The sequence below is a fragment of the Stappia indica genome, assembly GCF_009789575.1.
GTDB lineage: Bacteria > Pseudomonadota > Alphaproteobacteria > Rhizobiales > Stappiaceae > Stappia > Stappia indica_A.
In genome coordinates this window covers 4,256,465-4,276,694 of the sequence record NZ_CP046908.1, presented here as the reverse complement: position 1 = coordinate 4,276,694, position 20,230 = coordinate 4,256,465, and the positions used below count along the sequence as shown (strand labels likewise).

The 20,230-nt window shown below is 66.9% G+C and carries 20 protein-coding genes; 4 read left to right on the top strand and 16 right to left on the bottom strand.

Going from position 1 to position 20,230, the window contains the following annotated elements:
- Positions 1-3 precede the first annotated feature (3 nt).
- From GH266_RS19865 to GH266_RS19845, 5 genes are all read right to left on the bottom strand, one after another.
- Entirely contained in the window at positions 4-834 is an 831-nt protein-coding gene (locus GH266_RS19865) for a carbohydrate ABC transporter permease (protein WP_158195371.1), read from the bottom strand.
- Positions 835-847: 13 nt separating this feature from the next.
- Positions 848-1,756 carry a carbohydrate ABC transporter permease gene (locus GH266_RS19860; RefSeq protein WP_120268946.1) on the bottom strand — a complete coding sequence of 303 codons (909 nt, stop codon included), beginning with the start codon at positions 1,754-1,756 and terminating at the stop codon, positions 848-850.
- A gap of 88 nt (positions 1,757-1,844) precedes the next feature.
- Positions 1,845-3,122, bottom strand: a complete 1,278-nt coding sequence (locus GH266_RS19855; protein ID WP_158195370.1) for an ABC transporter substrate-binding protein — start codon at positions 3,120-3,122, stop codon at positions 1,845-1,847.
- 22 nt (positions 3,123-3,144) lie between these two features.
- Positions 3,145-4,314 carry a mandelate racemase/muconate lactonizing enzyme family protein gene (locus GH266_RS19850; RefSeq protein WP_158195369.1) on the bottom strand — a complete coding sequence of 390 codons (1,170 nt, stop codon included), beginning with the start codon at positions 4,312-4,314 and terminating at the stop codon, positions 3,145-3,147.
- The gene (locus GH266_RS19845) at positions 4,311-5,234 is read right to left on the bottom strand and encodes a dihydrodipicolinate synthase family protein (protein ID WP_158195368.1); all 924 of its coding nucleotides are present in this window, start codon (positions 5,232-5,234) and stop codon (positions 4,311-4,313) included. The genes GH266_RS19850 and GH266_RS19845 overlap by 4 nt, the downstream gene beginning before the upstream one ends.
- A 113-nt stretch (positions 5,235-5,347) precedes the next feature.
- Here GH266_RS19845 and GH266_RS19840 point away from each other — a divergent pair, with 113 nt between their 5' ends.
- From GH266_RS19840 to GH266_RS19830, 3 genes are read left to right on the top strand one after another with little or no spacing between them, the layout of a single operon-like run.
- Entirely contained in the window at positions 5,348-6,313 is a 966-nt protein-coding gene (locus tag GH266_RS19840; RefSeq protein WP_158195367.1) for a 2-dehydro-3-deoxygalactonokinase, read from the top strand.
- Complete coding sequence (locus tag GH266_RS19835; RefSeq protein ID WP_158195366.1) at positions 6,310-6,942, top strand: 2-dehydro-3-deoxy-6-phosphogalactonate aldolase; 633 nt, start codon at positions 6,310-6,312, stop codon at positions 6,940-6,942. The genes GH266_RS19840 and GH266_RS19835 overlap by 4 nt, the downstream gene beginning before the upstream one ends.
- Positions 6,943-6,972: 30 nt before the next feature.
- On the top strand, positions 6,973-7,908 hold the full coding sequence (locus GH266_RS19830) for a DMT family transporter (RefSeq protein ID WP_158195365.1): 936 nt from the start codon (positions 6,973-6,975) through the stop codon (positions 7,906-7,908).
- 39 nt (positions 7,909-7,947) lie between these two features.
- Here GH266_RS19830 and GH266_RS19825 read toward each other — a convergent pair whose 3' ends face one another.
- From GH266_RS19825 to GH266_RS19775, 11 genes are all read right to left on the bottom strand, one after another.
- Entirely contained in the window at positions 7,948-8,418 is a 471-nt protein-coding gene (locus GH266_RS19825) for an L-2-amino-thiazoline-4-carboxylic acid hydrolase (protein WP_067221310.1), read from the bottom strand.
- Between the two features lie 215 nt (positions 8,419-8,633).
- Entirely contained in the window at positions 8,634-9,344 is a 711-nt protein-coding gene (locus GH266_RS19820; protein WP_158195364.1) for an ABC transporter ATP-binding protein, read from the bottom strand.
- Entirely contained in the window at positions 9,341-10,096 is a 756-nt protein-coding gene (locus tag GH266_RS19815) for an ABC transporter ATP-binding protein (protein ID WP_067221305.1), read from the bottom strand. The genes GH266_RS19820 and GH266_RS19815 overlap by 4 nt, the downstream gene beginning before the upstream one ends.
- A complete protein-coding gene (locus GH266_RS19810; RefSeq protein ID WP_158195363.1) occupies positions 10,093-11,103 on the bottom strand; it encodes a branched-chain amino acid ABC transporter permease in 1,011 nt (336 codons plus the stop codon). Before GH266_RS19810 ends, GH266_RS19815 begins: the two co-directional genes overlap by 4 nt.
- Complete coding sequence (locus tag GH266_RS19805; RefSeq protein ID WP_067339243.1) at positions 11,096-12,010, bottom strand: branched-chain amino acid ABC transporter permease; 915 nt, start codon at positions 12,008-12,010, stop codon at positions 11,096-11,098. The genes GH266_RS19810 and GH266_RS19805 overlap by 8 nt, the downstream gene beginning before the upstream one ends.
- A gap of 169 nt (positions 12,011-12,179) precedes the next feature.
- Complete coding sequence (locus GH266_RS19800) at positions 12,180-13,304, bottom strand: ABC transporter substrate-binding protein (RefSeq protein ID WP_158195362.1); 1,125 nt, start codon at positions 13,302-13,304, stop codon at positions 12,180-12,182.
- Positions 13,305-13,384: 80 nt separating this feature from the next.
- Positions 13,385-13,894: an L-2-amino-thiazoline-4-carboxylic acid hydrolase gene (locus GH266_RS19795; RefSeq protein WP_158195361.1), complete on the bottom strand. Its 510-nt coding sequence runs from the start codon at positions 13,892-13,894 to the stop codon at positions 13,385-13,387.
- Positions 13,895-13,929: 35 nt separating this feature from the next.
- Positions 13,930-15,228 carry an NAD(P)/FAD-dependent oxidoreductase gene (locus GH266_RS19790; RefSeq protein ID WP_158195360.1) on the bottom strand — a complete coding sequence of 433 codons (1,299 nt, stop codon included), beginning with the start codon at positions 15,226-15,228 and terminating at the stop codon, positions 13,930-13,932.
- Between the two features lie 13 nt (positions 15,229-15,241).
- On the bottom strand, positions 15,242-16,978 hold the full coding sequence (locus GH266_RS19785) for an aminotransferase class V-fold PLP-dependent enzyme (protein WP_158195359.1): 1,737 nt from the start codon (positions 16,976-16,978) through the stop codon (positions 15,242-15,244).
- Positions 16,965-17,435, bottom strand: a complete 471-nt coding sequence (locus GH266_RS19780) for an Lrp/AsnC family transcriptional regulator (protein ID WP_067221643.1) — start codon at positions 17,433-17,435, stop codon at positions 16,965-16,967. The genes GH266_RS19785 and GH266_RS19780 overlap by 14 nt, the downstream gene beginning before the upstream one ends.
- A gap of 208 nt (positions 17,436-17,643) precedes the next feature.
- The gene (locus tag GH266_RS19775) at positions 17,644-18,558 is read right to left on the bottom strand and encodes a LysR family transcriptional regulator (RefSeq protein ID WP_158196325.1); all 915 of its coding nucleotides are present in this window, start codon (positions 18,556-18,558) and stop codon (positions 17,644-17,646) included.
- A 115-nt stretch (positions 18,559-18,673) separates the two neighbouring features.
- On the opposite strand from GH266_RS19775, the gene GH266_RS19770 reads away from it, so the two are divergent.
- Positions 18,674-20,227, top strand: a complete 1,554-nt coding sequence (locus tag GH266_RS19770; protein ID WP_158195358.1) for a proton-conducting transporter transmembrane domain-containing protein — start codon at positions 18,674-18,676, stop codon at positions 20,225-20,227.
- Positions 20,228-20,230: the final 3 nt, after the last annotated feature.

The following is a 20,230-nucleotide window of genomic DNA, read 5'->3' as shown; positions in this document are numbered from 1 at the left end:
GAATTACTTCTCCGCGCCCGCGGTCAGTCCGCCGACCAGGTAGCGCTCAAGGAACAGGTAGATGACGATGATCGGAACGGCGACGAAGACGGCCGCAGCCGAAATCTCGTTCCAGTCGGTGCTGTACTCGCCGCGCATCGTCGTGATGCCGAGATTGGCGGTCCAGCTGTCCGGTGCATTGACGAGGAAGGTCCGCGCATAGGCGTAGTCGGCCCAGCTCAGCACGAAGGCATAGAGCGAGGTCGCCGCCAGCCCGGGCGTGGCGACCGGCAGCACGACCCGCACCATCGCGCCCATCGGCGAACAGCCGTCGACCATCGCCGCCTGTTCCAGCTCGCGCGGGATCGTGTCGAAATAGCCCTTCAGCATCCAGGTGGTGAAGGGAATGATCAGCGTCGAATGCGCCAGCACCAGCGTCCACAGGCTGCCGATCATCCCGAAGTTGCGGAAGATCGAGAAGAGCGGGATCACCAGCAGCGTCGCCGGCAGCATCTTCGCCGTCAGGATGAACAGGCCGAGCGAATGGCCGCCGCGGATCGTGAAGCGCGACAGGGCATAGCCCGCCAGCACCGAGACCACCATCGACAGGGTGACCGAGCCGATGGCCGCCAGCATCGAGTTGAGCAGCCAGAGCGGGATCGGCCGCTCCTCCCAGACCTTGGCGAACGTGCCCCACTGGGCATCGTCCGGCCAGAAGCTGGGCGGCAGCTGCGACAGGTCCGCCGAGGTGGAGACGGCGGTCACCAGCAGCCAGTAGACCGGAAACAGGATCAGCGCGGCGAGCAGGATGACGGTGCCGTAGAGCGCCAGGCTTTGCAGGGGTGTGCGGTTCATGGGGTCCCCTTTCTCAATACATGGCGCGGGTCTGGCGGCCGAGCATCAGCAGGCTCGCGACGACGCAGATGACCAGCGTGACGACGCCCACCGCCGAGGCATAGCCGAAGTTGAAGAAGCCGAAGGCCTGGTCGTAGGTCATGATCGACAGGGTCTGGGTCGACTTCAGCGGCCCGCCCTCGGTCAGCACCTTGATGATCGAGAAGTCGCGGAACACCCACAGGATGACCAGCACCAGGGTGACGCCGAGCACCGGCATCAGGAGCGGCAGCGTGATCCAGCGGAAGCGCTGGAAGACATTGGCCCCGTCCACCTTGGCGGCGTTGTAGAAGTCGGTCGGGATCGACTGCAGGCCGGCCAGCGTCATGATCGAGACGAAGGGATAGCCCTTCCAGATCATGGTGATCGCCACCGCCCAGAAGGCGGCGCCCGGCGTCGACACCCAGGCGACCATGCCGTCGGAGAGGCCGAGCGTGACCAGCAGCCAGCTCATGAGGCCGAAGGAACTGTCGAAGATCCAGGCAAAGATCACCACCGCGATCACTTCCGGCACCGCCCAGGGCAGCGCCATGGCAAGGCGCGCGAGCGTGCGCCCGCGGAACCGGTTGTTGACCAGAAGCGCGGTCGAGACGCCGGTGATCAGGCTGCCGGCGGTGACCACGACGACGAGCTTCAGCGTCACCCAGCAGGCCATCCAGAATTCGCTGGAGGCAAAGAGCTTCTGGTAGTTCGCCGTGGTGAAGGGCGCGCGCGGGGCGCCCATCCGCGGCAGCTTGACCGCCTGCAGCGACAGGTCGATCGAGATGATCAGGGGATAGACGATGATCAGGCCGACCAGCAGCACCGCAGGGGCGAGCAGAATGTAGCCCAGCAGATGCTGACGGCTCGGCCTGGCCAGATCGAAGAGCCGGACTCGGGACATGCAACCTCCTGCCGCAGGCACAGCGCCGCGGCGCAGGATCGAAAAGACAAGCCGGCCCCTGCGAAAGGGGCCGGCTGCGAATGTGCGGTCAGCCGCCGTTCTTGATGGTCTCGGCCCGCTCCTGCATGACCTTGACCACCGCGGCCGGATCGAGATCCTCGATCAGCATGCGCTGGACCTCTTCCTGCACCATCTTGCCGAACTCGTTGTACTGGATCTCGAGGCCCGTCGGGATGCGGTCGACACCGGCATCCGAGGCCGCCTTCATCGTCTTGATCAGCAGCGGGAAGTGCGGCACCTCCTGCTCGACGCCGGAGACGTCGGCAGCCGGGCTCGGCGGGGTGTTCTTGCCGATGGTGGCATATTTGCGCTGCCACTCGGGCGACATCACCAGCTTGATGAAGTCCCAGACGAGCGCCTTTTCCTCATCGGAAATCTCGCTCGCCATGCCCAGCACGTTGGACGAGCCGCCGACCGGCGGGCTGAAGGCCGGCTCGGCAACCGCCGTGTCGGCGGAGGCCGCGCCCTTCTGCATGATGCCGTAGAGCCACGGACCGTCGAGGCGCAGGGCCATCTTGCCGTCGGCGAAGAGCTTGCGGATGTCGCCGGCGGACAGGTCGACCGGGGTGAGGCCTTCCTTGACGACGGTCTTCCAGCGGGTCAGGCCCTCGACCATCTGCGGCGTGTCGATGGTGATGTTGCCGTCCTTGTCGGTCCAGTAGGCGCCGGCGTCGAGGATGTAGCTCAGCATCTCGGTCAGGTACTGGCCGGCGCCGCCCTTGGTCTCGTGGCCGGTGCCGTACTGGTCGGTGATGCCGTCACCGTTGAAGTCCTTGGTGGTCTTGCGGGCGACCTCGAGGAACTCGGCATAGGTGGTGGGAACCGACAGGCCTTCCTTCTCCAGGATCGCCTTGTTGTAGGCCATGATGAACCCGAAGTAGTTCATCATGATGCAGGCGGTTTCGCCGTTCCACATGCACTTGCCCTGGCCGGCCCAGCCGGTCATGTCGACGCCGTCCTTGTCGAGCCAGGGACCGAGATTTTCCATCCAGCCGTTCTCGGCGAAGGACTGGAACTCGAACGAGGCGAGATGGACGATATGCGGCGGCTGGCCGCCGGCGAACAGGGTCGTCATCGTGTCGGCATAGGCCGCGCGCTCGACCTTGGTGAACTCCACCTTCACGCCCGGATTGGCCTCCTCGAATGCGGCGATGGCGGCCTTCCACCAGTCGCCGGTGCCGGCATCGTCCACCTGCCAGGAGACGAACTTCAGCGTCGTGTCGGCCAGCGCCGGCGACAGCATCGTCGCCGAGAGCATGGCAGCTGCGGTTGCGGTCCTGACGAACCGTCCGAAAGTCCTGGTCATCGCGTTTTCCTCCACTTGGCTTTTATATCCGCTGCATCAGGCGCAGCGCTTCCTCCGACGGACGCACCCCAAGACCTGGACCGGTCGGGAGGCGGTAGACGCCGTCCGCGCAGTCCATGTCACCTGCAAGGAGGCGCCGATTGGGTTCGAAGATCGAATGCTGGAACTCGTGGCCGGTCAGCGTCGGCAGCGATGCGCTCGCCTGCAGACTGGCGGCCAGGAAGATGCCGGCGCCGATGGTCGCGTGCGGGATCACCTCGATGCCCCGCTCCGCCGCCAGCGCGCCGATGCGGGTGAAGTTGGTGATGCCCTTGTGCCCCATCTCCGGCTGGACGATGGCTATCCGGCAGCGCTCCACCCGGTGCCGCATGTCCCAGACCGTGCGCCATTCCTCGCCGACGGCGATGGGCACGTCCGTGCCCTTCGACACCGCCTCCAGACCGGCAATGTCCTCGGTGTAGACCGGCGCCTCGGCGAACCACAGCCCATGCGGCTTCATCGCCTCGATCAGGGCCAGCGCCTCATCCGCGCTCTGGTTCCAGTGCATGTCGGCGGCGATCCGCGCGTTGGGGCCAAGCGCCGCGCGCAAGGATTCCATCTCCGCCGCCGGCCCGTCGTCGGCGACCGGCGTTGCAAACTTGAACGCATCGAACCCGCGCGCCTGCCAGGACAGGGCGAGCTCGGCGCGGGCCTTGCGGGTCGCCTCGGGCAGGCCCGAGACATAGGCAGGGATGGTCTTCGAGCGGTCGCCGCCCAGAAGCTCCGCCACCGGCTTGCCGGCGATCTGCCCGGCAATGTCCCACAGGGCGATGTCGATGGCGGCCAGCGCGTCGACATAAAAGCCCCCCGTATAGCCGCGCACCCGCATCAGGTCGTAGAGGTCGTCGTAGATGGCGGACGGATCGGACGGATCGCGGCCGATGGTGAAGTCGGCGAGCAGGTCCTTGACGATCTCGGCAACGGCGCCGGGGGCGACGAGGCCGTAGGTCTCGCCCCAGCCGGTGACGCCGTCGCGGGTCTCGATGCGCAGCAGCACGCTGCGGTCGAAGGTCGGATAGACGGTGCGGTTGCCCTTGCGCACCAGATAGCCGCGGGCATTCGGTTCCTCGCCCTTGCGGGCCGTGCCGAGATAGGGCTTGTCCCGCGTCTGCGTCAGCGTGAAGACCTCGATGCTGCGGACGGCATCGCTCATCGGACGCCCCCGGCGACTGCCGCCTGCAGCGCGCCGATGCCGAGCGCCGCAAGGTTCGCATCGATATCCGCGCTCGCCGGCCCGTCGAGCTCCGGCGTAGGTGCGCGCACCACGGTGTTTTCAAGCACGCCGCGGCGGATCATCACGTGCTTGGTCAAGCGCATGCGATAGACCGCCTGCAGCGTCAGCAGCGGCAGGGTCCGCACATAGATCTCCCGCGCCTCGGCGATGCGGCCCTCCCGCCAGGCCCGGTCGAGCGCGACATGCTCGTCGGCGATCTCGATGGCCGGCATGGCCGCGCAGGCGCCGCGCGCATATTCGTCGAGAATGTAGCGCGCCCCGCCACCGCCGATGACGCCGGCCAGCGTCTGCGGCCGATGCGCCAGGAGGTGGCTGATCGCCGGCCCCGCCGGCAGGGTCTCTTCCTTGACATAGGCGATCTGCGGCACGGCGCGCGCCACCTCGACCAGGGTCTGCGGCGCAATGTCGGAGCCGCGCGGCGCCGGCGCATTCTGCAGCACGATGCGCGCCTCCGGCAGGCCGGCCGCAACCTCGCTGAAGAACGCCGTCACCGCCGCGGCCTCGCGGCCGATGGAGACCGGCGGCTGGATCATCAGCCAGGTGACGCCGACGGAGGCCGCCACGCGGCCATGGGCGATCACGTCCGCGGCGCTCGGTGCGCTGGCGCCGGCAACCACCGGCACCTTGCCGCCGACCTCCTGCGCCACCAGGGCCAGGAGCTCGGCACGCTCGCCCGCCTCCAGCTGCTCCACCTCGCTGGCAAAGCCCGGGAAGACGACGCCGTCCACGTCGCAGTCGAGCGCGAAGCGCACCAGGCGGCGCATTGCCGGAAGATCCACCTTTCCGTCTAGCGTGAAGGGCGTCGGGAGAACCGGAAGGATGCCGGCGAGATCAGCCATGTCGTCTATGTCCAATATGTGAGACTATGTTTCATAAATTGACACTATCTTGTTTCTCCGGCTAAGACAAGCATGAATGCTCGACCCATCGCCTCCCCCGAAAGGACCGATTCATGCCCTCCCCCTCCGCCCTCAATGCGCCGCATGTCGTGGTCGACTGGGGCACCACCTCCTTCCGCGCGGTGCTGCTTGCCGCCGACGGCACGCAGCGCGACCGCATCGAGACGGGCGACGGCATCCAGTTTGTGGAAAAGCATGCGTTCGAGGAGCGGCTGCTGGCCCTGCTCGCGCCCTGGCTTGCGGCGGAAGGTCCGCTCGACATCGTGCTGGTCGGCATGGTCACCAGCCGCAACGGCTGGATCGAGGTGCCCTATGTCCCCTGCCCATGCTCGGTCGAGGATCTCGCGAAAGGCACGATCACGCGGACCCTCGCCAACGGCTCGCGCGCCATCCTGCTCGCCGGCATCAACGATCCGGCCCGCGCGCCCTTCCCCGATGTGATGCGCGGCGAGGAGACCCAGATCGTCGGCTTCGGCCTGGAAAATGACGCAACGCTCGTGCTGCCCGGCACCCACAGCAAGTGGGCGCGCGTTGCCGGCGGGCGGATTTCGGGCTTCCGCACCTTCGTCACCGGCGAGTTCTTCGCGCTCCTGACGCAGCATTCCTTCATTGCCCGCGCCGCCGCCGGCTCGGAAAGTGCCGGGGAAGACATGGCCGCCTTCGAGCGCGGCATCCATGACGGCTCGCCGGAAGGCCCGGAGGGCGACGCCATGCTCTCGCTGGTCTTTGCCGCGCGCACCGGCATGCTCGCCGGCAAGCTTGCCCCTGGCGAAATTCGCGACTACGTCTCCGGGCTCCTGATCGCGCAGGAGTTCCGCCAGGCCCGCAATTGCGGCTTCTTCGCCAGGGACCAGTTCACCAGGGGCGAGCGCATCGGCATCGTCGGCAATGACGGGCTCAACCGCCGCTATGCCATCGTCGCCCGCCATTTCGGACTGGACGTCGTTGAGGGGAGCGACCATGCCGCGATCGACGGTGCCCGGCAGATCCTCGCCGCGGCCAGGGGAGACCTGACATGACCTTGCGCGAAGCGCTTGCCGCCTGCCCGCTCATTGCCATCCTGCGCGGCGTCACGCCGGCGGAAATCACCGATGTCGCCGACGTCCTGTTCGAGGCCGGCTTCCGCATCATCGAGGTTCCGCTCAACTCGCCCGATCCCTTCGCCAGCATCGGCAAGCTCGCAAAGTCCCACGGCGAGCGCGCGCTGATCGGCGCCGGCACGGTGCTCGAGCCCGACCAGTGCCGCCGGCTTGCCGATGTCGGCGGCCGGCTGATGGTCGCGCCGAACTACGCGCCCGACGTGGTGGCGGAGGCGCAGGCTTGCGGACTGGCGACGCTTCCGGGCGTCGCCACCCCGTCGGAGGCCTTCGCCGCGCTGCGCCAGGGGGCGGACGCGCTGAAGCTCTTCCCGGCCGAGGCGATGGAGCCCCGCGCGCTGAAGGCCTGGCGCAGCGTCATGCCGAAAGACGCGCTGCTGCTTCCCGTCGGCGGCATCGACACCACGACGATGGCGCCCTGGTGCGAGGCCGGCGCCAGCGGCTTCGGCCTCGGCTCCTCGCTCTACCGGCCGGGCATGTCGCTGGATCAGCTTGCGGACAAGGCGCGCGGCTTGGTCGCGGCCGCCCGTACCGCCTTCCCCGCCGGCTGACCCGCTCCTCCCCTCGGGACCCTCACCGCCATGCCCTCAGATGCCGGCCGATTGCGCGATCACCCCAAATCCGGGCAGCCCGCACCCGATCCGAACGGGACCGATCAGGGCCAGCCGCCGCCCCCCGGCGACCGGCGGCCGCTGATCGAGGGACTGCTGGCGACCGGGGCCGGCAACATCAACAATGCCTGCGTCAAGCTGCTGGCGGTGATGCCGACCAGCCAGCTGATCCTGCTGCGGGCGGTCGGCACGATCTTCATCCTGTTGCCGCTGATGATCCGGCGGGGCCTGCGCTGGCCGCCGCGCGTGGTGCTGGCGCGCGCCGCGCTGGAGGCCGTCGCGACGGCAGGGTTGATGCATGCGCTCACCCTCGCCCCGCTCAGCTTCGTCGCCACGGTGATGATGACGATCCCCATCGGGGTGATGGCGATGAACTGGCTGCTGGCGGGCGAGCCCCTGTCGCCGCGCGGGCGCATCCTGCTGCTGCTGGCGTTTTCCGGCGCGCTGATCGCCACCGGCCCGGCGCTGGCCGGCAGCATGGAAGGCGCCCTTTCGGCCATCGGCTCGGCCGCCTTCTATGTGGCCCGCGACATGCTGACGAGCCGGCGCGCCTCGACCGTGCCCAGCCTCGAACTGTCGTTCACGGCCAGCGTCGCGACGCTGATCCTGGCATTCGCGATGGGTGTCGTCGGCGACTGGCGGCCGCTGGTCGCGGGCGAGACGGGCATCATCGCGGCGATGATCGTCTTCTACATCCTCAGCAACCTGCTGATCGCCTCGGCAACGCGGGCGCGCCGCTCGACCATGGTCGCCGCCACCCGCTATTCGGCGGTGATCTGGGCCGCCCTCTTCGATTTTCTGCTGTTCGACCTGCCGCCGCGCCCGCTGACGCTGGTCGGCGCAGCGCTGATCGCCGCCTGCGGCATCGGCCTCGTCTTCACCGAAAGAAAACGGCGCGGCCCGTGAGAGCCGCGCCGTCATCTTGAAACGGGAACGCGCAGAGGCTTATTCGGCCGCCGGCTTCAGCCGGTAGCGGAAGTCGCAATGGGACGCGCCCTTCATGATCGTCTGGGTGCGCGTCAGCTCCATCTTCGGGTTGTAGCCGATGCAGAAGTCGCCATCGCGATTGCAGGAGAGCAGGTGGCCGATGTCGCCGAGCCCCATCTCCTTGTAGACCTCGGAATAGCGGCAGCGCTTGACGTTGAAGTCGAGCCGGTCCGGCCCTTTCTCCAGCACCTCGATCTGCAGCGCGTCGTCCATCTGCCACAGCGGCAGCAGGTCGGCGAAGTTCTCGAGGTTGGGCTCCTGCGGCTCCTTCTCCCGGAACTCCTTGCCCTGCGCGATGGCGGAGTTGGAGACGGCCTCGCCGATCACCTTTTCCGCTTCCTCGCGCCCGTGCCGCTCCACCAGCACATCGAAGACGTGCTTGAGGACCGCGGCCTCGATCCGGCGTTTCTCGATCATCGGCAGCGTCATCGTGGGTCCCTCTTTCGTGTGTCGTGCCCGTGGTGTCCTGGCGGATGCCGCGGCTAGTCACCCGAATCTGAAGTTCGTCACATTTCCCGGCATGCTCTGAACGAACTTCAGATTCAAAAGGGTGACTAGCAAGTTTATGTTTCTAGTGTGGTTTTCGAATTTGAAATACGCTCTGGATTTGCTGCCAAAGTGAGGCGTATTTCAAATTCACCACACTAGTGCGCCGCGACATGCCCACCCAGATAGGCGTCGGCGACGCGGCTGTCACTGGCCAGCTCCTTGGCGGAGCCTTCCATGACGATCTTGCCGCCCTCGATGACGGCGGCCCGGTCGGCGATGCGCAGCGCCGCCTTGGCGTTCTGCTCGACGATCAGGATCGAGTAGCCCTGCGCGCGGATCTCCTCGACGAGGTCGAAGATGAAGCGCACCAGCATCGGCGCAAGGCCGAGCGAGGGCTCGTCGAGCAACAGAACCTTGGGCCGGCGCATCAGCGCACGGCCGATGCACAGCATCTGCTGCTCGCCGCCCGACAGGGAGCCCGCGCCCTGCTTGAGCCGTTCCTTCAGCTTCGGGAACAGCCCGAGCACCCGGTCGAGCTCCGCCGTCTTCAGCGGTCCGCCGCCGATGGTCAGGTTCTCCAGCACGCTCATGTTGGAGAAGATCTGCCGCCCCTCGGGGGCCTGGAGAATGCCCAGATCGACGATCTGGTGGCTCTTCAGGCCGACGATGTTGTTGCCCTCGTAGCGGATCTCGCCGCCGGTCGGGTGGTAGATGCCGGAGATGCAGCGCATCAGGCTGGTCTTGCCGACACCGTTGGCGCCGAGAATGGCGTAGATGCCCTTCTCGGCGACGTCCAGGCTGATGTCGTGCAGGATGTCCTGGACGCCGATCCGCAGGGACAGGTTTGCGATTTCGAGAACGTTCACTCGTCCACCCCCAGATAGGCTTCCAGGACCTCGCGGTTCTGCCGGACGACCGACGGTTCCGCATCGGCGATCTTCTTGCCGGACGCCAGCACGACAATGCGCTCGCAAATGCTCATCACGAGGCCCATGTCGTGCTCGACGAGCATGACGGTAATGCCGCTGGAATGCAGGTCCTTGATGAAGGAGGCCAGCTCCGCCGTCTCGGAATCGTTCAGTCCCGCGGCCGGTTCGTCAAGGATCAGCAGGTCCGGGTTCATCGCCAGCGCGCGGGCGATCTCCAGATACTTGCGCTTGCCATAGGCAAGGTTGGCCGCAAGATCGTTGGCATACTGGGTCAGCTGGACCTTCTCCAGCGCCTCCCAGCTGCGTTCGGAAATCTGCTTCGATCCCTTCGATCCCCCGGCGATCGCCTGCCAGGGGCTCTGGCCGATAGCCCCGACCGCGCCGACGGAGACGTTGTCGAACACGGTCATGTTCGGGAAGACGCGCAGGTTCTGGAACGTGCGCGAGATGCCCTTCGAGGCGATGACCGACGGCTTGAGGCCGCTGATCTTTTCGCCGCGATAGCGGATCTCGCCCGACGAGACCGGGGTGAAGCCGGAGATCAGGTTGAACAGCGTCGTCTTGCCGGCGCCGTTCGGGCCGATCAGGCCGACGAGTTCCCGCTCCCCGACGGTGGTGGTGACGCTGTCGACAGCCATGAGGCCGCCGAAGCGCCGGGACACATTGTCCACCTCGAGCATGGCGGTCATTTCCAGCCCACCTTCTGCTTGTCGGGATTGTCCTGCCAGGCGGAGCCGAACTGACGGCGGACGAAGTTGAGCGCCGGAACCTCGCCGAACAGTCCCTTGGGCAGGAACAGGATCGAGAAGAACAGCACGAAGCCGACGATGATGTTGCGCATGTCGCCCACCCCGCGCAGGGCCTCGGGCAGCAGGATCAACAGCAGGGCGCCGATGATGGCGCCGGGAATGCTGCCCAGGCCGCCGACCACGACCATGGCGAGGATCAGGATCGATTCCGCGAAGTCGAAGTCCACCGGCGAGATATAGCCCGTGGTGTAGGCCCACAGGGCACCCGCGATGCCGGCGAAGAAGGACGAGATCATGAAGGACTCGATCTTCAGCCGCACCGTGTTGATGCCCATCGCGTCGGCGCACTGGTCGTCCTCGCGCAGGCTGCGCAGGGCATTGCCGTAGTAGGAATGGCTCAGCCGGTGGATGACCCAGATCGAGATGCAGACGATGGTCGCGACCACGAAGTAGATGCCCAGCTCGCTGTCGACGGTGTAGCCGAACAGGTCGATCCCGGAGAACAGGCTGACGCCGTTCGGCCCCTTCGTCACCTCGACCCAGTTCTGCAGGACGAGGAAGATCATCTGGCCGATGCCGAGCGTGGCGACGGCGAAGTAGATGCTGACGAGACGCATGGTCGGCAGGGCAACGACGAAGGCGATGGCCGCCGCGCCGAGGCCCGCCAGCGGCAGGCCGAGGGTGAAGCCGATGCCGTAGTCGGCCCCGGCCAGCGCCGCGATATAGGCGCCGACGCCGTAGAAGGCGGCGTGACCCAGATGCAGCAGCCCGGCAATGCCCGTGACCAGCTGCAGCGACACGGCCAGCAGCGAGAAGATCAGGGCCAGCATGACCACCTGGTAGATGTAGCCCTTGTCCAGGGACACCAGGAGGAGCGGAAGGGCGACGAAGAGCACCGCCAGGATGACGAGCTTCAGGCCCGCCGACTGAATGAAGTCCTTAGACACGTTCCCTCCTCGCTCCGAAGAGCCCCTGCGGGAAGAACACCAAGGTGACGATGAGGAAGAGATACGCGACCATGTCGGCCCAGACCGACGACACGAAGGTCGTCGACAGGCTTTCCGCCACACCCAGCACCAGCGCCGCGATCACCGCACCCGGAATCGAGCTCAACCCGCCCATGACCATGGCGACGAAGGCCTTGACCCCCGGGATGAAGCCCATCGAGGGGAACACCGCGCCGTAGTAGAGGCCGACGAGAATGCCGGCGAGCGCGCCCATCATCGAGCCGATGACGAAGGTCAGCACGATGGTGCGGTCGGTGTTGATGCCGACATATTTCGCGCCCAGCGGATTGTTCGACACCGCGCGGATCGACAGGCCGATGGAGCTGTAGCGCAGCAGCCACTGCAGGCCGCCCAGCATCAGCACCGAGACCACGAAGATGATGATGTCGCCGTTGACGATGGTGACCGGGCCGAGCGAGATCGGCTTGTTGATCAGGTAGCTGATGTCGATGGTCTGGAACTCGGACCCGAACAGCAGCTCCATGGCCTCGCGGGCGATGATCGACATGGCCAGCGAGGACATCAGTGTCGCCTCGCGCATGGCCCGCGATTTCAGCGAGGCTTCGTCCGAGAATCTTCGGAATGGTCTGAACGCCACCCTTTCCAGGCTGAAGCCTGCCAGCGCACCGACCGCCAGGACGATGAAGACGATGACGAGGAACGGCGGGCCGAAGGCGGCGATCGCCATGATGCCGGCGAAGGCGCCGATCGTGTAGACCTCGCCATGGGCGAAGTTGACGACGTTGAGAACGCCGAAGATCAGCGTGAAACCGATGGCCATCAGGGCATAGACCATGCCCAGGGATATGCCGATCGTCAGCTGTTGCAGGTAATAGGGATCGATCACGGGTGTCTGTCCTGGCTAGGAACACGGGGACCAGGCGAAAGGGTGACGCCCCCCGCCCCCCGGGCTCCGGGTGATGGCGGCGGCAGTCCCCCGATACGCGCAGGCCTGCGGAGCCCGGCTGCGTCTTCCCTCCCCGGGCGGCAGGCCCGGAGAGGGAAAAGCGCGAACGTTACTTGAGCGGGACGAACTGGCCGCCCGACACCGTCGCCTTGGTGAGCTGCTTCAGGGCCTCGCCGTTCTCGTCGAAGGAGGTGACGCCGGTGACGCCCGGGAAGTCCTTGGTCTTGGCCAGCTCGTCGCGGACGTTCTGGCGCGAGACGTCCGGATAGGCACGGGCGACGGCCTCGAGCATGATGTTCACCGCGTCATAGGCCTGGGCCGGGAACTGGCCGGGCTCGGCGCCGTCGCGGGCGGCTTTCCACTCGTCGACGAAGGTCTTGACGTTCTCGTTCTCGCTGTTGGGCAGGAAGGTGACCGTCAGGAACAGGCCTTCGGCGGCCGGGCCGGCGAGCTCGACGAGCTTCTGGTTGTACGCGGCGGAGGTCGAATAGACCGGGGTCTCGACGCTCAGCTGCTTCATCTGCTTGAGGAACTGGGCGCCGTCCTCATAGAAGAAGCCCGTGTAGATCGCATCCGGCTTGGCGCGCTCGATCTTGGTGATGATCGAGCGGAAGTCCGGCAGGCCGCGGTTGAAGAACTCGGTGAAGACCACCTCGCCGCCATTGGCCTTCACCTTCTCGGCGAAGTCCTTGACCACCGACTGGCCCCAGTCGGTCTGCTCGGCGATCACCGCGATCTTCTTCAGGCCCTGCTCGTTCATCCAGTCGGCGTTGTAGACGCCTTCCTGGGCCTGCGTGGTGATGTTGCGGAACTGCCACTCGGAGATCTTGGCGAAGTCCGGATGCGAGGCGGTCTGGCTCAGCTGGGCCATCTCGGCGCGCTTGTAGACCTGGGCAGCGGCCATCGAGACGGTGGAGGTGAAGTCGCCGAGCGCCGCGACGATGCGGTCGTCGTCGACGAACTTGCGGGCGATGGCAACGCCTTCCTTCGCGTCGGAGCGGGAGTCCTCGAAGATGATCTCCACCGGCACCTTCATCTTGCCGGAGGCGTTGAAGTCCTTGAGGGCGATCTCGGCGGCCGTCTTGAAGTCCTGGCCGTACTGCGCCGTGTTGCCGGTCAGCGGCAGCTGGTAGCCGAGATAAACCGGCCCCTCGGCCAGCGCACCGAACGGCACGGCGAGCATGCCGGCAACGCCGGCGAGCAACCCGAGGGTGGTCCTGCGAGACATCGTCATAGTGATCTTCTCCTGTATTCTGGAAGAGCTTTTGATTTGTTGTTTGATGGGGCCATCCCGCAGCCGGGATGACAGTCAGCTCAGCCTGCGTTCGCGCCCGGCTCCACCCGCAGCAGGCAGCAACCGGTCTTGCCCTTTGTCCAGGTTTCTCCCTTGAAGGTAAACCCGGCCTCGGTAAACAGGCCGCCGTCGATGGCTCCGGCAGCCTTGCAGAGCAGCTCGAGGTCTTCCTCGTTGCGGCCCTGCTCCGTCCACGTGTCCTTCAGCGGACAGCGGTGGAACTGGATTTCCAGACTCTCGTCGTCGCACTTCTTGATCTCGGGCGCAAACATCTGCGCCGAGCACGGGATGCCGCCGATGAAGGCGTCCTTCAGGCCCGGCAGGTTGTCGGGGCCCAGATGCGCGAACTTCTTGCCCATGTCCTGGCCGAGACGACGGGTGGATTCGCCGATCAGCTCGACGGCGCGGTCGGCGCCATAGGCCTCGCGCAGGACGTCGAACATGTGCGCATAGGCCTTGGCGCGCATGGCGAAGGCCGCCTTCAGCATGTCGAGCGTGACGACCGGTTCGGTGGTGGTTTCCTGGGTCATATGGGGCATCGTCCTTTTGCTTGTCGTTGCTTGGGTCAGTCGCGGCCGTCGCGCCACCGGTAGAGCTGGAGCATCACCGGCGGGGCGAAGGTCGTGACCAGACCGTGCATGGGGATTGGCTTGGGATCGGACATCGGCAGGGCGAGTTGCGAGACCGGCGTGCCGGCGATCGCCGCTGCGAATTCCCGGCCGAGCGACACCGAAAGGGCGACGCCGCGGCCGTTGCAGCCGGCCCAGCACCAGAAGTCGGGGCCGAGCTGGCAGATGAAGGGGAAGCGGTCCTCGGTCATGCCGATATAGCCGTTCCACACGAAGTCGAATTCCGGCTTGCCGAGCACCGGGAAGGCCGTCTGCAGCCGGCGGCCGACGATCTCGCGCAGCCGGTCCGGGCCGTTGTGACCGAGCGCCAGCGCGCCGCCGGTCACCAGGCGGTTCCGCTTGTCGTAGCGGAAGAACTGCAGGTCGCCATGGGTGTCGGAGACCGCCTGGCGGCCCGGCACCACCGCCTCGCGCTGCTCATCGGTGAGCGGGCGCGTCGCCATCTGCCAGGACAGGACCGGCACGACGGAGCGCGCCACCTTCGGCGCCAGCTCAGAGGACAGGAAACCGGTATAGGCATTGCTGGCCAGCATCACGGCGCGGGCGACGACCTCTCCGGTCGGCGTGCGCAGGTGCCAGCGGCCGTCGCGCCGCTCCACCGCCTCGACCGGGCTTTTCTCGCGGATCGCGACGCCCTTGGCCTCGCAGGCGCTTGCCAGCCCGCGGGCCAGCGCCAGCGGATTGATATGGCCGCCGGTCGGGTTGTACATGCCGCCGAACCAGCGATCCGAGCCGAGCAGCTCGGCGCATTCGGCCGCTTCCACCAGGCGCGCCGGCGCGCCGCGCTTTGCCCAGGCCTCGACGCGGGCCCGGCTCAGCTTCAGCCGGCTTTCCCGATGCGCGGGCTGGAACCAGCCGGTCTGCTCGCCCTCGCAGTCGATCCCTTCCTCGCGGACGGTATCGAACAGGTAGGAGGCGCTGTCGCGCACCAGGGCGACGAACCGCTCGCCGGCCTCGCCGAATCGCGTCTCGATCGCGTCCGGCTCTGCCGCCGTCATGGTCGGGATCACCTGGCCGTTGTTGCGGCCCGATCCGCCGAAGCCGACCTCCATGCCTTCCAGCACCGTGACCTGGTGCCCGGCCCTTGCCAGGTGCAGCGCCGTGGAAAGGCCCGAGAATCCCCCGCCGATGACCGCCACATCGGTCTCGATGCGGCCGGCGACGGCCGGGCCTGCCTGGCGCGGCGGGGCGGTGTCCGCCCAAAGGGATGCCGAGATCTGCTTGCTGGAAAACATGGGCGGTCCGTTCTCAAGAGGCCCGGGACGGGGGCTTGTGGATAGAAGTTCTCGCCCCGGCGATCAACTGGCTGTGGAGAAGCGGCAGTTCCTCGGGCCGCCAGAACCAGCGCAGGCTGTCGTCCTCGCCGCAATCGCCGCAGGGGTCCCCGGCAAGGCCGGCCAGCGCGGCTTCCTGCTCGGTCGCCAGCCGCCGCGCCGTTTCAAGACACGTATCGAAGTCCGGCACCTCCGCCGCCGCAGTTTGCTGCAGCGCGGCATCGGGGGCAAGCGCCTCGAGCAGCGTTGCAGGCCGCGCCTTGGGCCCCGCGCCGCTCATCGCCCACACGCCGGACTGCGGGTTGACCTTGTAGAGCGACATGAAGGCCGCGCCATGGGCAGCAACGAAGCGCACCGCCTCGATGATGTAGTCGGTGGTGCGCTCGTCGAAGAAGTAGTTGAACCCGAGCCGCACCCAACCCGGCCGCAGCACGCTCTGGCCGCCGCGCACTTCCTGCTGGTGACGCAGCGCATCGTCGTCGCCGATCCCCAGCAGCGCATGGCCGTAAGGGCCGGCACAGGAGCAGCCGCCGCGCGCCTGGATGCCGAACAAGTCGTTCAGCAGCGCGACGACGAGACCGTAATGCAGCTTCTTGGAGCCGCTGCGGATGTTCAGCGCGAAGACGCCGATGCGCTCGGCGTCGAGCGGGCCCAGCAGTTCGATGTTCGGGTCCTGCGCCCAGTTGCGCATGGCCCGTGCCACCATCGCCGCCTCGCGGCGCTCGATTTCGTGCGCGCCGACGCGGTCCTTCAGTTCCAGCGCCAGGCCGGCCTTGATGTCGCCGACGATGTTGGGCGTGCCCGCTTCCTCGCGCCGCTCGACGCTGGAGACGTAGCAATGCCCTTCCGCGGTCACGTAGCTGACCGTGCCGCCGCCGGTGGCGGTCGGCTCGATGCCCTCGAACAGCGCCTTGTCGCAGATCAACAGGCCGGACGCGCCCGGCCCGCCGACGAACTTGTGCGGCGACAGGAACAGCGCGTCGATGTGATCGCCCGCCCCTTCCGCCGTCTCCGAGATGCAGATCGGCATGTAGGGAGCGCCGGCCGCATAGTCGCAGAAGAACAGGGCGCCATGGGCATGCAGGAGCTTCGCAATCGCCCGCACGTCGCTCTTGACGCCGGTGACGTTGGAGGCAGCCGAGAACACGCCGATGCGCGGCACGCCCTCGCCGACGGCGGCGAGCTCGCTCGCCAGCGTCTCAAGGCAGATGCCGCCGGCCGCGTTCAGCGGGATGCGGCGGATGCGGGCGCCGGTCTCGCGCCAGGGCAGGTCGTTGGAATGGTGCTCGTAGGGGCCGACGAAGACCACCGGCAGCTCGCTCTCGGGCGTCCCGGCCAGGGCCGCCCGCCGCGGCAGGCGGCCTTGCAGCTGCAGCGCGCGCACCAGCTTGTTGACGGCCGAGGTCGCGCCCGAGCCGGTGAAGATCACCGCATGGCGCTGGTCGGCGCCGACCGCCTTGCGGATGGTCTCGCGGGCCGCCTCGCGCAGCACCGTCGTCTGCCGGCCGGTATAGGAGGTTTCGGTGTGGGTGTTGCCGTAGTCGGGGAGGATGCGGTCGCGGATCAGGTCCTCGATGAAGGACAGTCCGCGCCCGGAGGCAACATAGTCCGCATAGACGAGGGGCCGCACGCCGAAGGGGGTTTCGATCGCCCGGCCCTCGCCGATGACGCTGGTGCGGATCCGCGCGATGCGCGCGTCAGCGTCCGCCATCGACAGCGTCGAGTGGTAGTCGGGTACTTCGCTTGATTTGTTCCATTGAGAAACAGGATGTGACATCATTGAGCTCGATGAGATTGATGAACTTCTTGTAGAAGGCGTCGTAGGACGAATTGCTCTTGGTGATTACCTTCAAGAGATAGTCATACTCGCCCGCCAGTCGGTTCACTTCCACGATTTCCGGGAATAAACTCACGACGCTATTGAACTTCTCCAGCCAGGCGGTGTTATGCTGGCTGGTCCGTATCATCACGAAAACCGTGAGCTCGAGGCCGATCCTGCTTTGATTCAAAAGCGTTACGCGGCCGTCGATATACCCCTCTCGCTCGAGCTTCTGGAGGCGGCGCCAACACGGCGTTGTCGAGAGACCTACCCTCTCAGAAACCTGAGCTATGGATAGGCTAGCATCATCTTGAATTACAGAAAGTATTTTTCTGTCGAACTCATCAATTTGCATCTTTCATTCTACCTCTGGAATTTTTGTTAGCATATTCATCCTACAAAAATGAAAATCCAAGTCCACCGGAGAATGAGCCTTCTAAACTTCAAAGCCGACGAAAAAAGCGGGTAGGCAGCGCCTGCCCAAAAGGCGTGCAGACATTTCAACTCATGCGCGTTTGCAGGAATTGTCTTTCGCGTTTAGCGCGTTTGCATGCCGATCATGTCGCCGCCCCGTCCCCGGAGCTTGCCGGCACCCCTTCGGGCGTGCGGAACAAAAGGTCCGCCAGCAGCGGATTGGGAAACCGCCGTTCCACCGTCACGGCCAGGAAGACCTCGGTGATGCCGGGCAGCGGGCCGGCCTCCACCAGAACGCCGTTCGCCAGCTCGTCCCGCACGACGATCGGCGGGATGACGGCAAGCCCCGCATCCTCGCGCGCCAGCAGGCGGATCATCGTCATGTCGTCCACCTCCGCGGCGATGCGCGGCACGACGCCGAGACGCGCGGCCAGCACGTCGAAGGCGGCGCGGATCGCCGTCTCGCGGGTCGGCAGCACCAGGGGCTCGCGCACCAGCAGATCCACCAGCGGCCGGTCGCGCCCGGCCCGTTCCGGCGTGCCGATCAGGCTCGCCGCCTGCTCGGCGATGCGGTGGACGAGATAACGGCGGGCCTCGTCGCGCGCCGGTGCGACATTGGTCAGCACCACGTCCAGCGCCAGCGAGTCCAGCCCGGCCAGCAGCTCCTTCTGGCTGCCCGAGCGCACCACCACATCGACATCCGGCTTGCCGATGACCGGCATCAGGAACTGGATCTGCAGGTTGCGCGACAGGGTGCTCAGCGCGCCGACGCGCAGGGCGCGCGGCTTCTGCCCGCCGCCCTTCAGCGTCGCCGACAGGTCCTCGGCGGTGCGGAAGATCGCCTGCGCATGGTCGAGCGCGATGCGCCCCGCCTCGGTCAGCACCAGCCCGCGCCCGCGCCGCTCGAAGAGATCGTGGCCCAGCGCCCCCTCCAGCGTCTTCACCTGTGCCGACAGGGCGGAAGCCGACAGGTTGAGCCGGCGCGCCGCCCCGGTCAGCGTCCCGTCCTCGGCGACAGCGCTGAACAGCCGGAGGTGATGGAGATTGAGCGGCGGCATCGGCATTCCCTGTGGATCGTTCTATTGAATAGAATGATTTGCGCATAAATATGTAATTTTCTTGAATATTGGCAAGCGGTATCTCCGGCGCGCACTTCACTTGCGGAGATCCCAAATGTTCCCCACAGCGCTCGCGCCCCTGCCGCTTCTGATCCTTGCCGCCTTCGCCCTGGCTCGTCCCGGCCGCCGACCGGGCGCTTTGCCGGCACTGGCGGAGGGCGCCGCGCTGCTGTCCCTTGGTCTCGCCCTTGCCGGCGCGCTTCAGCTGGCGCTCGTCGGCCCGGCAACGCTCGGCATCGGCAGTGACGCCCTCGCCCTGGCGCTTGCCCTCGACACGGTGTCGGCGGTCATGTCGGTTCTGGTCGCCTTCGTCGCCTGGGTGGTTGCCCGCTTCTCGCGCAGCTATCTCGACGGCGAGGCGCGGGAAGGCGCCTTCCACGGCCTGCTGCTCGCCACCATCGCCGCCGTCCTCGTGCTGGTACAGGCCGCCACCCTGCCGGTCCTGATCCTGAGCTTCGTCCTCATCGGCGTGCTGCTGCGGCAGTTGCTGCTGTTCTACCGCGAGCGGCCGCAGGCCCGGCGGGCAGCGGCGAAGTTCACCCTCGCCTGGACCGCCGGCGACGCCGCGCTGCTGCTTGCCGCGCTCGGTTTCTGGGCCGCCTTCGGCACGGTGTCGCTCGCCGGCATCGGAGAGGCCGCCGCAAGCGGCGACATGCCGCTTGCAGCCGACATCGCCGTCCTGCTCGTCGTGCTGGCCGCGCTGCTGAAGACGGCGGCCTTTCCCCTGCATGGCTGGCTGACGGAGGTGATGGAGGCTCCCACCCCGGTCTCGGCGCTGCTGCATGCGGGCATCATCAATGCCGGCGGCCTGCTGCTCATCCGCCTTGCCGAGCCGGTGCAGGCGAGCCCGGCCGCGATGACGCTGCTGGTCATGCTCGGCGGCTTCTCGGCCCTGTTCGGCGCGCTCGTCATGCTAACCCAGAGCGCGGTGAAGACGGCGCTCGCCTGGTCGACGGTCGCGCAGATGGGCTTCATGCTGCTGCAATGCGGGCTCGGCCTGTGGCCGCTCGCCCTGCTGCACATCGTCGCCCACTCGCTCTACAAGGCGCACGCCTTCCTCTCCTCCGGCACGGCGGTGCGCGCCGTAGAGGCGACGCGGCGGCCCGGCCCGGTCGCCGCGCCCGGCATCGCTGCGGTGACGCGTGCCTTCCTGCTCGCCCTCGCTCTTTATGCGGCTGTCGCCGGAGCTTTCTCGCTGCTGCCGCTTGAGAAGTCGGCTCAGGCGCTGGCGCTCGGCGCGATCCTGATCTTCGGCGTCGCCTATCTGGTGGCGCAGGGTCTGGCCGACGCCGCCCCCGCCGCCCTCACCCGCAAGACCGCGACAGCCTCTGTCGTGGCCGCCATCGGCTATTTCGGCTTCCATGTGCTGGCCGGGCTGGTGGCGGGCGGCTCGCTGCCCGCCCCGCCGCAGGCCGGTCCGCTGGAATGGGCGCTGATCGCCCTGGCGCTCGCCTCCTTCGGCGGCGTCGCCATCGCGCAGGCGCTGTTCCCGCACTGGGCGCATCATCCGGCAACGGCAGGTCTGCGGGTCCACTTCGCCAACGGCTTTTATGTCAACGCGGCGCTCGACCGCCTGATCGGCGGCTTCCGGACCCCCTCGTCCAACTGATCC

Bases quoted from the DNA above. Each gene is read 5' to 3' on its own strand.
- GH266_RS19865 (WP_158195371.1), bottom strand. From the start codon at position 834: ATGAACCGCACACCCCTGCAAAGCCTGGCGCTCTACGGCACCGTCATC.
- GH266_RS19860 (WP_120268946.1), bottom strand. From the start codon at position 1,756: ATGTCCCGAGTCCGGCTCTTCGATCTGGCCAGGCCGAGCCGTCAGCAT.
- GH266_RS19855 (WP_158195370.1), bottom strand. From the start codon at position 3,122: ATGACCAGGACTTTCGGACGGTTCGTCAGGACCGCAACCGCAGCTGCC.
- GH266_RS19850 (WP_158195369.1), bottom strand. From the start codon at position 4,314: ATGAGCGATGCCGTCCGCAGCATCGAGGTCTTCACGCTGACGCAGACG.
- GH266_RS19845 (WP_158195368.1), bottom strand. From the start codon at position 5,234: ATGGCTGATCTCGCCGGCATCCTTCCGGTTCTCCCGACGCCCTTCACG.
- GH266_RS19840 (WP_158195367.1), top strand. From the start codon at position 5,348: ATGCCCTCCCCCTCCGCCCTCAATGCGCCGCATGTCGTGGTCGACTGG.
- GH266_RS19835 (WP_158195366.1), top strand. From the start codon at position 6,310: ATGACCTTGCGCGAAGCGCTTGCCGCCTGCCCGCTCATTGCCATCCTG.
- GH266_RS19830 (WP_158195365.1), top strand. From the start codon at position 6,973: ATGCCCTCAGATGCCGGCCGATTGCGCGATCACCCCAAATCCGGGCAG.
- GH266_RS19825 (WP_067221310.1), bottom strand. From the start codon at position 8,418: ATGACGCTGCCGATGATCGAGAAACGCCGGATCGAGGCCGCGGTCCTC.
- GH266_RS19815 (WP_067221305.1), bottom strand. From the start codon at position 10,096: ATGACCGCCATGCTCGAGGTGGACAATGTGTCCCGGCGCTTCGGCGGC.
- GH266_RS19800 (WP_158195362.1), bottom strand. From the start codon at position 13,304: ATGACGATGTCTCGCAGGACCACCCTCGGGTTGCTCGCCGGCGTTGCC.
- GH266_RS19795 (WP_158195361.1), bottom strand. From the start codon at position 13,894: ATGACCCAGGAAACCACCACCGAACCGGTCGTCACGCTCGACATGCTG.
- GH266_RS19790 (WP_158195360.1), bottom strand. From the start codon at position 15,228: ATGTTTTCCAGCAAGCAGATCTCGGCATCCCTTTGGGCGGACACCGCC.
- GH266_RS19785 (WP_158195359.1), bottom strand. From the start codon at position 16,978: ATGGCGGACGCTGACGCGCGCATCGCGCGGATCCGCACCAGCGTCATC.
- GH266_RS19775 (WP_158196325.1), bottom strand. From the start codon at position 18,558: ATGCCGCCGCTCAATCTCCATCACCTCCGGCTGTTCAGCGCTGTCGCC.
- GH266_RS19770 (WP_158195358.1), top strand. From the start codon at position 18,674: ATGTTCCCCACAGCGCTCGCGCCCCTGCCGCTTCTGATCCTTGCCGCC.